Annotated in this window: 11 protein-coding genes; 5 read left to right on the top strand and 6 right to left on the bottom strand. The window is 45.7% G+C overall.

What is annotated here, in order from left to right:
- The 5 genes from AB4154_RS19770 to AB4154_RS19790 all read right to left on the bottom strand — a co-directional run.
- Nucleotides 1–1,349 (bottom strand): VWA domain-containing protein (locus AB4154_RS19770; RefSeq protein ID WP_372123912.1); only part of this gene is annotated, 1,349 nt, incomplete at its 3' end.
- The gene (locus tag AB4154_RS19775; RefSeq protein WP_017065686.1) at nt 1,342–2,349 is read right to left on the bottom strand and encodes a VWA domain-containing protein; all 1,008 of its coding nucleotides are present in this window, start codon (nt 2,347–2,349) and stop codon (nt 1,342–1,344) included. The genes AB4154_RS19775 and AB4154_RS19770, both read right to left, overlap by 8 nt.
- Entirely contained in the window at nt 2,342–2,827 is a 486-nt protein-coding gene (locus AB4154_RS19780; protein WP_102321289.1) for a DUF4381 domain-containing protein, read from the bottom strand. Before AB4154_RS19780 ends, AB4154_RS19775 begins: the two co-directional genes overlap by 8 nt.
- Nucleotides 2,824–3,750 carry a DUF58 domain-containing protein gene (locus AB4154_RS19785; protein WP_136978420.1) on the bottom strand — a complete coding sequence of 309 codons (927 nt, stop codon included), beginning with the start codon at nt 3,748–3,750 and terminating at the stop codon, nt 2,824–2,826. The genes AB4154_RS19780 and AB4154_RS19785 overlap by 4 nt, the downstream gene beginning before the upstream one ends.
- 10 nt (nt 3,751–3,760) lie before the next feature.
- Nucleotides 3,761–4,717, bottom strand: a complete 957-nt coding sequence (locus tag AB4154_RS19790) for a MoxR family ATPase (protein WP_017064262.1) — start codon at nt 4,715–4,717, stop codon at nt 3,761–3,763.
- A 456-nt stretch (nt 4,718–5,173) separates the two neighbouring features.
- Here AB4154_RS19790 and AB4154_RS19795 point away from each other — a divergent pair, with 456 nt between their 5' ends.
- The gene (locus tag AB4154_RS19795; protein WP_137001445.1) at nt 5,174–7,090 is read left to right on the top strand and encodes a methyl-accepting chemotaxis protein; all 1,917 of its coding nucleotides are present in this window, start codon (nt 5,174–5,176) and stop codon (nt 7,088–7,090) included.
- Between the two features lie 208 nt (nt 7,091–7,298).
- Nucleotides 7,299–7,499 (top strand): hypothetical protein, encoded by a 201-nt coding sequence (locus tag AB4154_RS19800; protein WP_010431457.1) that lies wholly within the window; start codon nt 7,299–7,301, stop codon nt 7,497–7,499.
- 258 nt (nt 7,500–7,757) lie between these two features.
- Here AB4154_RS19800 and malK read toward each other — a convergent pair whose 3' ends face one another.
- Entirely contained in the window at nt 7,758–8,870 is a 1,113-nt protein-coding gene (gene malK, locus AB4154_RS19805; RefSeq protein WP_017060047.1) for a maltose/maltodextrin ABC transporter ATP-binding protein MalK, read from the bottom strand.
- Between the two features lie 664 nt (nt 8,871–9,534).
- Between malK and malE the strand changes: the two genes are divergently transcribed.
- From malE to malG, 3 genes are all read left to right on the top strand, one after another.
- Nucleotides 9,535–10,719 (top strand): maltose/maltodextrin ABC transporter substrate-binding protein MalE, encoded by a 1,185-nt coding sequence (gene malE / locus AB4154_RS19810; protein WP_017060048.1) that lies wholly within the window; start codon nt 9,535–9,537, stop codon nt 10,717–10,719.
- Between the two features lie 81 nt (nt 10,720–10,800).
- Complete coding sequence (malF, locus tag AB4154_RS19815) at nt 10,801–12,372, top strand: maltose ABC transporter permease MalF (RefSeq protein WP_372123914.1); 1,572 nt, start codon at nt 10,801–10,803, stop codon at nt 12,370–12,372.
- Nucleotides 12,373–12,383: 11 nt separating this feature from the next.
- A complete protein-coding gene (gene malG / locus AB4154_RS19820; RefSeq protein ID WP_017060050.1) occupies nt 12,384–13,274 on the top strand; it encodes a maltose ABC transporter permease MalG in 891 nt (296 codons plus the stop codon).
- The last annotated feature ends 365 nt before the right edge of the window (nt 13,275–13,639 follow it).

Here is a 13,639-nt window from a genome sequence, read left to right on the forward strand (position 1 = left end):
TGTTGCTGTTGCTGTTGCTTCTGAGCCTGTTCGACAATCTCTAGGTTCTTCTTCGCATAAGCATGTTCAGGGTTGCTTTCAAGAATACGTTGATACTCTTGGATCGCTTGGTCGTACTTACCTTGTTGGGCTTGAGCGTTAGCAAGGTTGTAGCGAGCATCTTCACTAGAAAGCTCTTGCAGCGTCTGCTCTGCGGCTTCGAAATCACCGGCTTTGTATTGAGCAATGCCTTTCCACTCTTGTTGGGTGAACTGTTCAGCAGCTTGTTGGAAGTCCTCGTCCTGATACAGCTGATAGCCTACTTGATCATTGGTTTTCCACGGGTTCGCAAACGCAGTATTTGGTTGGCTAAAAGAGATAACTCCAGCTAAGGCACACCAAATAACCCCTTTCCTGAATAATCCAAGTGCCGGAAGTAATAGCAAAGGCAGTAACCAGAAACCGTTGTTCACTCTGGTGTTGAGTGAGTTCTTGGTCTTGGTTACTTCCGATGTTGTTGCAACGCGGTCGAGGTAGCTCGCGATGTGTTCAACATCTGAGTTATCAAATTGAACTTCAGTGAACGTGCCACCATAGCTGCGTGTAAGCTCGCGCATGTTCTTCAAGTTGGTTCTTGCCACCACGGTTTGTCCTGAGTCGCTTTGCAGCATCGACCCCGTAGGTAACGAGATTGGCGCACCGTTTTCACTCCCTACAGCTAGAATCGACAATGTCCAATCGTTGCCAGAGAGTAGGGAGTCGATCTGCTTCTTCTCTTGGTCATCGATGTCATCAGCAATCAATACCAAATCACCTTGGTAGATCTTCGCGCGAGTCATCATATCAATCGCAAGCTTAACGGCTGATGCGGCATCACCACCTTGATAAGGCATGATATCTGGCGATAGGTTAGGCACTAGGTTTTTGATGGTGTTGATGTCTGACGTTAGCGGGCTAATGGTGTAAGCATCCCCAGCATACGCCACCATGCCTGTTAGCCCTTCCTTCCATAATGAAAGCAGATCAAGAGCCTTGTATCGCGCTTGAGTTAAGCGATTCGGCTTAATATCGGTGGCATACATTGACATCGACATGTCCATGATCACAACTCGTGCCTGCGTTTTTTCAAAGCTTGGTTGTTCGTTTTTCTCGAAGCTTGGCCCAGCTAACGCAATAACGCCGACCAGCCACCAAATACCGAAGTAAGTACTGCGATTTTTCGATGGCTTGCTTGATTCTGGCGCCAAGTAACGGGCGATGTGTGACGCGAGTAATCCTTGTTTGGACTGTGTCTTGCTCAGCCACCAAATAGCGGGCAGCACGGCAAGCGCCAAGAACCAATATGGGTAGATAAAAGTAAAGTTAGACATTGTTTCTCCTAATGGCTAACAGCATAAATGCGAAGAACATTGCCGCCGACAGTGGCCATACAAACCACTCTTGTTGCGGTCGCCAGATCTTAGTGGCGTTCGTCACGGGCTCTAACTGGTTAATGGTGTCGTAAATCGTCGCTAACTCTTTGCTGTCACGCGCTCGGAAGTACTGACCGCCGGTGCGTTTGGCAATTTCTATTAGTGTACGTTCATCCAAGTCTTGAGCAGTATTGACTTTGCGCGTCATGAAGAACTCTTTGACCATCATCTCGCCTGCACCGACACCCACGGTGTAAATCGTTGCGTCGTATTTCTTTGCAATATCCGCCGCTTCTAATGGGTCTAATACCCCGGCGGTATTACTGCCGTCGCTGAGTAGAATCATTACACGTTGGGGCGCATCGCTATCGACAAAGGTTTTGGTGGCAAGACCAATACCATCACCAATCGCTGTTTGAGTACCAATCAGCTTTAACACCGCTTGATTGAGCTGTTGTGAAAGCGTATCTCTATCTAGCGTAAGCGGGGTCTGCAAGTAGGCGTGATCAGCAAATAACACCAGTCCAACTCGGTCGCCTTTTCGTCGCTCAATAAAGTCACTCAATACGCGTTTCACCGCCGACAAGCGGTCGATGTATTCGCCATTGAACTGCATGTCTTCTTGGCTCATCGAATAGGAGAGGTCGACAACTAACATTAAATCACGATGCTTCGGCTGAAACTCCACCGGTTCGCCATACCATACAGGGCGTGCGCTCGCCGTAACCAGCAGAAGCCAGATAATCACGGACAACGCCTTTGGTAAGCGACTGCTCGGTGTTTTGGTATTGCTGTCTTCTGGCAGAAATGGAAGCCTTAGGGCATTGCTCGATTCTGACTTTGGTGAGAACAAGTAAACGAGCAACGGCAGTGGCGCGATGAAGAACATCCACCACCAAACGAACTCGATGTTTAGCAAGTCCCTGCTTAGAAACATAGTGCTTAGAAAATCACTCATAACGACCTCGCTTTGGAGGAAGTGCTTTGCGAAGCCAAGTTTCGCAATCATTAACCAATTGCTGTTGAGCCTTTTTCTGTTCGTCGTTCATTAGGGCTACATCTTGATAGAGCGCTTGTTGCCACTGGGATTGTTTTGCTACAAATAACGGCTTCGCCAATTGCGCATCTAAGAACTTCAACCAATCATCACCAGACAAACCTGCAATTTTTTCACGAGGGAAATAGCTCAGTGCTGCTTGACGAAGGATGCGTTGTGCTTTGCTCGGAGACAAGCCATCTTGGGACTGACTATTGCTAAAGTAAGACAGTGCTTCTTGCTTCGCCTGTTGATTGTTTTTTCTACGTTTTACAATGAAAAACACCAAAGCAATCAGGGCAATGGCTGTGATAACCACTGCCCACCAACCCCACGCCAAAGGCCACCAAGTCGGTGCATCTGGCGCAATAACCGGACTTAAATCTAAGGGCTGTTTCATGACTGAGCTCCTGATATCTGGCTCATGAGTGACTGCGCACTCGACAGCGAGCTATAAGGTATCGCGAGAGACAACCCCATCTGTTGCAGCTGCTGTTTCTTAAGCGAAAAAGCATGGTTAAGCTTTTGCTTTTCTTTATTAGAAGAGAAATTAAACCATTGAGTTTTGCTACCATCGGTGACCTGTTTAGAACCTTTATAGGCGGTTTCACCCTGCTCTAGCGGATCGTAGAAATGCACCAGACGTACTCTGTTGTGCCTCCGAATTTGACTGATAAGTGAGTAGTCACTTTCTTGGTAGCGCACAAAATCACTGAGCATAATAATATCGCTTCCTTTAGGGCAAAGCTGGTGCAGAGATTTCAGCCCATGCTCTAAGGTTGTGTCATTATGATTGTCGTGATGAGTCAGCGCTGCATTATTGATTTCTATGACTTTTTGCAAAATACGCAGTGGAGCATGGTTGCTTGCACTTGGCTTAATCTCAATGACCTCTTTGCCAGTATCGATCACCGCGCCAATTCGATCTTTTTGAGCCACAGTAAGCCAGCACAGTTGGCTAGCAAAGTGTGCAAGTTGAACCGATTTCAGCAACAAGGTTGAGCCGAAAATCATACTGCTTGATAGATCCAAGAATAAAATGACAGGCTGTTCTCGTTCTTCAGAGAAAAGTTTGGTATGCGCTTTGCCCGTTCTGGCTGTTACACGCCAATCAATGCTGCGAATGTCATCTCCCGCTTGATATTGACGAACTTCAGAGAAATTCATCCCGCGACCTTTACGGTTGCTCTCGTGTTGGCCGTTAAGCTGTGACCAAAGGCTCTTGGCGGGAGGCAACCAGCGAACAGACTGCGCTTTGTATTGCAGAAGTTCGTCCAGGTTTAACGTGACACCGTCACTATGGTTGGGTAGTTGATTATTCATGCGCGTATCCCTATGCGCTGCCAACCAATGAAATAAGGTGTGCGATCACTTGGTTTGCGGTGACACCTTCAGCTTGTGCGTGGTAGCTGCGCAGTAGACGGTGGCGTAACACAGGGAATGCCATCGCTTGAACGTCTTGTGGAGTGACGTAATCTCGTCCTGCAAGCCAAGCGTGAGCGCGGGCACAACGGTCTAACGCAATGGTTGCACGCGGGCTGACACCCATGTCTAACCATTGATCAAGTTGGTCACTGTATTGCTTAGGTTGGCGAGTCGCCATAACCAGTCTGATGATGTACTGCTCAATGGTGTCTGCCATGTGAATGTTGAGCACTTCTTGGCGCGCTTCAAAGATCGTTTGCTGAGATATCTGTTGTGGCTGAGCTGATTCGTTACCTTGAGCCTCACCACGGTTGAGTCGTAAGATCTCAAGCTCGCTTTCCATATCTGGGTATTCAACCTCTAGGTGAAGCAAGAATCGGTCTAACTGAGCTTCCGGTAGCGGGTAAGTCCCTTCTTGTTCAATTGGGTTCTGTGTTGCCATTACCAAGAACAACTCAGGCAGCGCGTAGGTTTTTCGACCGGCAGTTACTTGTTTCTCTGCCATTGCTTCCAGCATTGCCGCTTGAACTTTCGCCGGAGCTCGGTTGATCTCATCCGCTAGAATCAGCGAGTTGAAAATCGGGCCTGATTGGAAAGTGAACTCCCCAGTCTCAGGACGGAAGATGTCGGTACCCGTCAAATCAGCAGGTAACAGATCGGGAGTGAATTGAATGCGGTGGAAGTGACCCTCAACACAATCAGCCAATGATTTTACTGCGCGAGTTTTTGCTAAGCCGGGAGGTCCTTCAACGAGGATATGACCATCCGCTAAAAGGGCGATCATCAGTTGCTTAACGAGCTCTTTTTGACCAATGATTTGAGACTCTAGATAGTTTTGAAGGACTTCGAAATTTGTTTTGTGCATTTTGGACTCTCTGGGTATCCATTTGATTTTTATTTTGAGTATTGGTCACTGATTTCGAGGAAAAAGTTCCAGTACATTTGCGTAATTTATTTTTTCAAAATTGGAAATATTTACAAGTGGTTAGCTAAAAAAATCGTTAGGTTGTGATTATTACTATATCAATTGGTTTTTATATACAAAAGCTCGGCGGTGGGGAGTGGTTTGAGTTCGGTTGGGTCTCAGGGGGTGAGAACTAAAATTGACTCTCGACAATGCGGTATTTGCTTAGTTAATTCATGCTCAAGGTGAATATTTCTAATTGTTACATCATATTTGCAGTTTTTTGAGAAGAAAGTCTCTAGTTTTATTGGTTGTGGCCGATACATCACTCAGATTGTGCATTGCTTGTTGGAGTGCACTAAAAAAGTCCTGTTCAGGGTATACCAATAACGAGCGATTCTTTTTAAAGGTCCAAATATGTTTAAAACTAACTCTCTGAGTATCAAGCAAAAAGTTGTACTTGGAATTACCTTTGCGGTTCTTGCATCGACAGTGATTGTCGGCGCAATGGCACAACAACAAGCAAGAGATGTATTAAGTCATCGATTGATCGATATTGAACTTCCAGGAATGCTAGAGCGAATCAATGGTGAAATTGACCGAGAAGTCTCTCAGCTATTACTAGCGGCGGAGCAAATTGCTTCAAATGAATTTATTTCTGATGCTATCGAATCGACCGATCGCGATCCCGCACTAGAAAATAAACTGGTGAAACAGCTGAACAATGTTCGTAACCAGTATCAGTTGAACGATGCCTCAGTGGCGAACCGTCAAACTGCTTACTACTGGAACCAAAATGGCTTCCTACGTCAGTTAAACCAACAGCAAGATGGTTGGTTCTTTGGCTTTACGCAATCTGGACAGCCGACCATGGTGAGCATGTTCCAAGAAGCCAATGGCGAAGTGAAGATGTTTGCTAACTACCAACAGCCTTCTGGTTTGGCGATGTCTGGTCTATCAAAGTCGATGGATGACATGGTTAACCTGCTGAACGGTTTCAAGATTGAAAATACCGGTTTTGTCTTCTTAACCGATAGCCAAGGTGATGTTCAAATTCATCGCGAGCGTTCTCGCAGTGACTCTTCACTTCAACAACTTTACGGTCCTCAAGCAAGCCAACTACTGAACAAGTCGGGCTTCAACCTGATTACTACAGAAAGCCAAGGCCAAGAGCTGTTCGTGGCGAGCTTGTATGTGTCTTCAATGGACTGGTTCGTTATTGGTGTGGTACCAACCGGTGAAGTGTTTGCTGAGCTTGATGCGACTGCGCAGAAGATGCTGATCATGACTGCGGTTGTGGCGTTAGTCTTTATCCTAATGGGCGTAGTTCTGGCGAACAGCATTACTCAACCGATCAAGCTTTTGGCTAAGCGTTTCGGCGACTTAGGTGAAGGCGACGGTGACCTTGCACAGCGTATCGAAGTGAAAGGCAACGATGAAATTGCACAGCTTTCAAAAGGCTTCAACGGATTCATTGAAAAGATTCACGAGTCGATGAAAGAGGTGTGTTCGACAAGCCAAGCGCTTCAAGTGGCGGCAGAGAGTGTTTCTAACAAAGCCCACATCACCCACGACAACAGCCAAGAACAGCGCGACCAAACGCTTCAAGTGGTGGCTGCCATTAACCAAATGGGTATGACCATCAGCGAGATTGCATCGAACGCGGCAACCGCAGCAGAAACGGCAACTCAAGCTTCAGGCAATACGGAAGTAGGCCGCTCTGTGGTGAACAAAGCAAAAGACGCGATCAGTCGTTTGGCGCAAGATATTGAAAGCACAGGTCAGGTAGTAGAGCAACTGGCTTCTACAACTCAAGACATCGGCTCTATTCTGGGTGTTATCCGTGATATTTCAGAGCAAACTAACTTACTTGCACTGAACGCTGCGATTGAAGCCGCACGTGCCGGTGAACAAGGTCGCGGTTTTGCTGTCGTAGCAGATGAAGTACGTAACCTAGCAAGCCGTACTGCAGATTCAACGGAAGAGATTCAGAAGATGATCAACCAACTGCAAAGCGATGCTAAAGATGCGGTAACGGCAATGAGTGCGGGTAAGGTGATTACCCTTGAAGGTGTATCGGCTTCGGATGAAGCGGTAGACGTGCTGAGTGGCATTTCAGACCGTATCGTTGATATCACAGACCGTAACACTCAAGTGGCAACGGCAACGGAAGAGCAATCAACCGTAGTTCACACCATCAACCAGAACATTGAAGAGATTAACGCAATCAACGAAGTGACAACGAGCACGGCTGAGCAACTTGCTGAAGCGAGCCAAGAGCTTCGTGATCTATCGTCTCGTCTAGATAAGATGGTTGGTTTATTTAAGCTTTAATTCTTTCAAGCTGTAACATGACTTAGAAAGGGATATAGACGAAGAGCTGGGGTCATTTCATCGTGAATCCGGCTCTTTTTATTAGTGCGCTAATTTGCCTCTAACTGCCTTTAGCTTGATCTGGTTTCGGGCTTTGCACTCAATCGCCCTAGCATCATAGGGCGTAAATGAGTAAAATCTGGTTAGGTTTAATATTTAGGTAAGTATCATGAGCGATTTTGAAAAAGAACTAGAGCAGATGACTCAAGAGATGGGCGATGAGCCTGAGGTGAAACTGCCATCACTTGAAGAGCAAAAAGCAATTGTTGCTGAGTTCAAGCGACTAGAAGCGGAAGGCAAACTGACTCCTGAAGTGTTAGAGAAGCATTTTGGCCAGTTCAACAAACAGAATGATACGCCAATTCACTAAGTTGATTTAGACAGGTTTCATGTCTGAAAGAAGTGATATTAGCGGTTGGGTTCATAGCCTAACTAACAGATAAAGGTCTAGCGCTTGCTAGACCTTTTTTATTGCCGCTAGCGAAAGACCGAGTGGCTGACTCATGAACTATTCAATGTAAGTGAAACTCGTATCCAACACATAAAAATATCCAGCACATAAAAAAATCCCCCTTACTGAGTAAGAGGGATTCGATATGGGCAAGTTATATCCTAAAAGGCTAAGCGATTAGTCTGTGCCGTATTCTTTGTACAAACGACGACATGCGCGGCCATCGCTGTGGAACAGGTGACAACGGTGCGCTGGAATACCAATCGCCAACTTGTCACCTGATTCGATTTTCAACGTGTCTGGCTGGCGATAGATAACATCAGCATCGGCACTTTCAAGGTTTAGGTAAACCTGAGTTTCGTTACCTAGTTTCTCTACCATCATCACGTCAGCTTCAATCGTCGCGTCACCTGATTCAGCAGACATCAAGTGTTCAGGGCGAATACCCAGAGACATACGATCGCCAGCATTGACAGTCGTACCATCAACAGGGATCCAGAAAGTCATGCCATTAGAAAGTTGTACCAATACGCGTTCTGCTTCAGCTTGTTCAATGTGTACCGACATGAAGTTCATCTTCGGTGAGCCAATAAAGCCAGCAACGAAACGGTTTTGAGGGTAGTGGTAAAGGTCAAGCGGCTTACCGACTTGAGATACATAACCACCATCCAGAACAACGATCTTATCCGCCATTGTCATCGCTTCCACTTGGTCGTGGGTAACGTAGATCATGGTACAACCCAGTTGACGCTGTAGCTTGGTGATTTGCGAACGCATTTGAACACGTAGCGCGGCATCTAGGTTTGATAAAGGCTCATCAAGTAGGAATACGTTTGGTTGAGAAACCAGAGTACGACCAATCGCAACACGTTGACGTTGACCACCAGAAAGCGCTTTAGGTTGGCGCTCAAGAAGGTGACCAAGCTGAAGGATTTCTGCAGCATGTTCAACGCGTTTGTCGATCTCAGCTTTATTTGCGTTTGCTAGCTTAAGACCGAAAGACATGTTGTCGTATAGGTTAAGGTGAGGGTAAAGCGCATAAGACTGGAATACCATACCTACGCCACGCTTTGACGGTTCAACGTCATTCATGCGTTGGTCGCCAATGTACAAATCACCAGACGTAATGTCTTCTAGACCTGCGATACAACGTAATAGCGTCGATTTACCACAACCTGATGGTCCAACGAATACTACGAATTCACCTTCGTTGATGTCTAAGGTTACGTCCTTAGAAATCTGTACATCACCATATGATTTATAAACGTTTTTTAACGTGACACTCGCCATCTAGCTTGTCCTCGATCGATCAAATTTTAAGTTTTACTGCTTATCATTATAAGAAATTTTTGGGTCAGCAGTAACTGTAGGAATTGGTAAGTATTGAGTGAGTAAGAAAAAAGTGGGTGAGACTTGGCTTCTTTAACCAAGCCCACCCGTCATAGCCAAACTGATGCCCATTTCCCCCACATCCAGCTAAACCTCCCCCGTGATTCAATCACAGATTTAGCTCGATGCTAATATAAGACACCAGCGGGCAGTGAAGCCAACTAAATGAATAATGCGTCAACGCATAACACTTGCCGGTAAAGGGTTCTTACTATCCACTCTTGGATGAATGCAGTTTCGGTGAATTGGCGTAAGGGTACATCCTCCTAATGGAAAATTAACTAGGGGGAGTAGGAGGGGAGGAGTAGATAAATGGGGTTATTAATAATTGGCGATCCAGTTCAAATAAATCCACCACGTAACGGTGATGTTGATCACGATGAGTATACGTTTTGTGATTGCAGTCTCTAATCTGACCGGATGGCGATCACGAATTTAAGCCATAATAGCTAGGGCGTAGTGGCTAGGATGATGAGCTAGGGTCTGTTTTCTCAGATCATAACCTCCGAAAACTGGCTCGTCTTGGTAGATGTGCCCTACGTATAAATATAAAAAGGATATTCACATGAAAAACGCTCTAAGCGCTGTAGCTCTAGGTACAATAGTTGCTCTGGGTTCTTTTGGTGCAAATGCTGCTATCGAAGAAGGACAACTAACAATCTGGGTAGGTGGTGACAAAGCTTATGAAGGCATGGCTGAAGTAGGTAAACGCTTCGAAGAAGATACTGGTGTTAAAGTAACCGTCGCTTTCCCTGACAAGCTAGAAGAGAAATTCCCTCAAGTAGCAGCAGCTGGCGATGGCCCAGACATGATCTTCTACGCACATGACCGTTTTGGCGGCTATGCAGAAGCGGGACTTCTTGTTGATATCAAACCTTCTAAAGAAACTAAAGAAGGTATCGTAGACTTCGCATGGGACGCTGTTTCATACGAAGGTAAAACAATCGCATACCCTGTTGCTGTTGAGTCAGTTTCGCTAATTTATAACAAAGCGCTTGTTCCTAACCCACCTAAGTCTTGGGAAGAAATCCCAGCACTTGATGCTGAACTTAAAAAAGACGGCAAGAAAGCAATCATGTGGCCTCTACGTGGCGGCGCTTACTTCACATGGCCTTTACTTGCAGCTGACGGCGGTTACGCATTCAAACAGACTGCAGAAGGTTACGACATTAAAGATGCGGGCGTAGCGACTGACGGTGTTCAGAAGTCTCTAGGTTTCATCGAGAAGATGGTACAAGACAAAGTTATCTCTGCAGACATGGATTACTCAGTAGCTGAGTCTGAATTCGTTGCAGGTAACGTTGCAATGACAATCAACGGCCCTTGGGGTTGGGAAAACATCAAGAAAGCTGGCGTAGACTACGGCGTAACAACACTACCTAAGTTCAACGGTAAAGCGTCTAAACCTTTCGTTGGTGTATGGGCGGGTGGTATCAGCACTGCGTCTCCAAACCGCGATCTAGCTGTTGAGTTCATGGAAAACTACCTACTAACAGATGAAGGTATGAAGAGCCTGAACGACGACAAGCCACTAGGCGCTGTTGCTCTTAACTCTTTCCAACGTCAACTAGACAGCGATACTCGTATTGCAGCAACAATGGACAACGCGATGAACGGTGAAATCATGCCTAACATCCCTCAGTTCACAACATTCTGGTACAGCATGGAAGAAGCGATCGGCAACGTAGTTGACGGCCGTCAATCAGTAGACCAAGCACTAAAAGCTGCTGAAGGTCGTATGGTTAAGTAACACCCAGGCACTACCTTTTAAGGAGAGGGTAACCTCTCCTTACTTTTCTATTTTTTATCTATATCGCTAGCAGGTTCCTCTATGCAGTCAGTTCAAGGTACAGATGCTATCCCAGCACCATCAAGCCTTCCAGGCAGTAAAAGCGTCTTCATTAAATGGGGGTTGCTTGGTAGCGTTGGCTTAATAAACGGCTACGCTACAATTCTAATGTATTCTCGCGGTGAGCTCGCTTTTGCGCTGCTTACAGTGATCTTAACGGCTTTGGCACTTTACATTTTTGGTAGTAAAAAAACTTACGCCCACCGTTATATTTACCCAGGTATTGCCGGAATGATCTTGTTCATTCTTTTCCCATTGGCATACACCGTAGGGCTTGCGTTTACTAACTACAGCGCGAAAAACCAACTTTCTCTAGAGCGCACTCAAACCGTTCTTTTAGACCGTTCTTTCCAAAGCGGTGAGAGCTACCCATTTACTTTGTACAAGACAGATGACGGTCACCAGATCGTTGTAAAAGATGGCGTTCAACTGTTAGCGACTGACGTATTTTCTCTAGACAATATGACAGAAACAGAGATGGACCTATCTGTTATTGAGTCTGCGCAAGGTGAAAAAGAGAAGATCAAAGCGATCATTCAAAACCGAGCAGCAATCAGTGGTGTTGATTTCAATCTACCTGACGGTGGTGACATCCGCATGAGTGGCTTACGTAAGTTTGCTTCTGTTGCTCCGCTTTACACGCTACAAGACGATGAAGAAACGTTAATCAACAATGAAACGGGTGAAGTTCTCAAGCCAAATATGGATGTGGGTTTCTACCAGCCTGTTGATGCAAATGGTGAGTTTACGGGTAATACCATCTCTCCAGGTTTCGTGGTTAGCATTGGTACGCATAACTTTGAGCGTGTATGGAAAGATGACGGCATTAAAGAACCGTTTATCAGCATCTTTATTTGGACGGTTATCTTCTCGGTATGTACCGTAGCGTTCACGCTAGTTATCGGCCTTGTATTGGCTAACATCGTGCAATGGGAAGAGTTGAAAGGTCGTTCTATTTATCGTGTTCTACTGATTCTGCCTTACGCCGTACCCGCGTTTATCTCGATTCTTATCTTTAAGGGTCTATTCAACCAAAGCTTTGGTGAGATCAACATGGTGCTCGAGAATATCTTCGGCTTAAGCCCGAACTGGTTCTCAGACCCTATCTTAGCGAAAACCATGGTGTTGATGGTTAACACATGGCTAGGTTTCCCTTACATGATGATTCTATGTATGGGTCTGCTTAAAGCGATTCCTGATGATTTATACGAAGCGTCAGCAATCGATGGTGCGAACTTCCTTGATAACTTCAAGCGCATTACGTTCCCATTGATGATTAAACCGCTTACACCGCTATTGATTGCAGCGTTTGCCTTTAACTTCAACAACTTCGTAATGATTCAACTATTGACGAACGGTGGCCCGAACATGATTGGTACTTCTGAGCCAGCGGGTTACACAGACTTGCTTGTAAGCTACACGTACCGAATTGCATTCGAAGGCGGCGGCGGTCAAGACTTCGGTCTAGCAAGTGCTATCGCAACGCTTATCTTCCTATTGGTTGGTGCACTAGCGTTACTAAACCTTCGTTTCACTAAACTGTCTCAAGATTAAGGAGCACGACAATGGCTATGGTACAAGGTAAAGGCCTTAAATACCGAGTGTGGGCAACGCATGCAGTGTTGTGGTGCTTCTTGGCAATGATTATCTTCCCACTACTGATGATCATCGCGATCTCGTTCCGTGAAGGTAACTTCGCAACCGGTAGTTTGATTCCAGATAACCCATCATTGGAACACTGGAAGTTAGCATTGGGTATGTCAGTAACGAACGCAGATGGCTCGGTAACGTCACCTCCGTTCCCTGTGCTAACTTGGTTATGGAACTCAGTGAAGGTTGCAGGTATCACATCGATTCTGATTGTGACACTGTCTACGACATCGGCTTACGCGTTTGCTCGTATGCGCTTTAAAGGTAAGAACACAATCCTGAAAGCGATGATGATTTTCCAAATGTTCCCAGCAGTATTGGCTCTAGTAGCAATCTACGCGCTGTTTGACAAACTTGGTCAATACATTCCGTTCTTAGGCTTGAACACACACGGTGGTCTAATCTTCTCTTACCTAGGTGGTATTGCACTGCACGTATGGACGATTAAGGGTTACTTTGAGACGATTGATAACTCTCTGGAAGAGGCAGCAGCCCTTGATGGTGCAACGCCTTGGCAAGCATTCAGACTGGTTCTACTACCGCTGTCTGTGCCAATCCTAGCGGTTGTGTTTATCCTATCTTTCATCGCGACAGTGGGTGAGGTGCCAGTAGCGTCTATCCTACTTACAGATGTGAACTCTTACACGCTAGCAGTAGGTATGCAGCAGTACCTATACCCTCAGAACTACCTATGGGGTGACTTTGCGGCAGCGGCTGTACTATCAGCACTTCCGATTACTATCGTGTTCTTACTTGCTCAACGTTGGTTAGTTGGCGGTTTGACGGCAGGTGGTGTAAAAGGATAAGCTGTACTCTATAAGAAAGAAAAAGAGCGACCGTTAGGTCGCTCTATATTGGCATTTTTATTACATCATTTGGTTTGGCCGCCGATCAGTAATAAAAATAACCCTCAGGTTACGCATAGCTGGCTACTAATCAGGTTCCTTACGCTATTAATGATTAGTGGTTTTTGTAACTCTAACCCAGGTATTTACTTGGGTTTTTTTATGCCTAGTGTTTAATTTCTTGTCTCAATTATAATAATCTCACTTCCAAACAACACTTCAGTCAAATTAGCATGCGACGTATAGCGTAAATATTGAGTGCTCATACTTAAATTACACATTGATATGTGATCTAAGCACACTATTCTCCAAAGTCCAAAGTCCAA

The sequence above is a fragment of the Vibrio sp. 10N.286.51.B11 genome (assembly GCF_041469245.1).
GTDB lineage: Bacteria > Pseudomonadota > Gammaproteobacteria > Enterobacterales > Vibrionaceae > Vibrio > Vibrio crassostreae_C.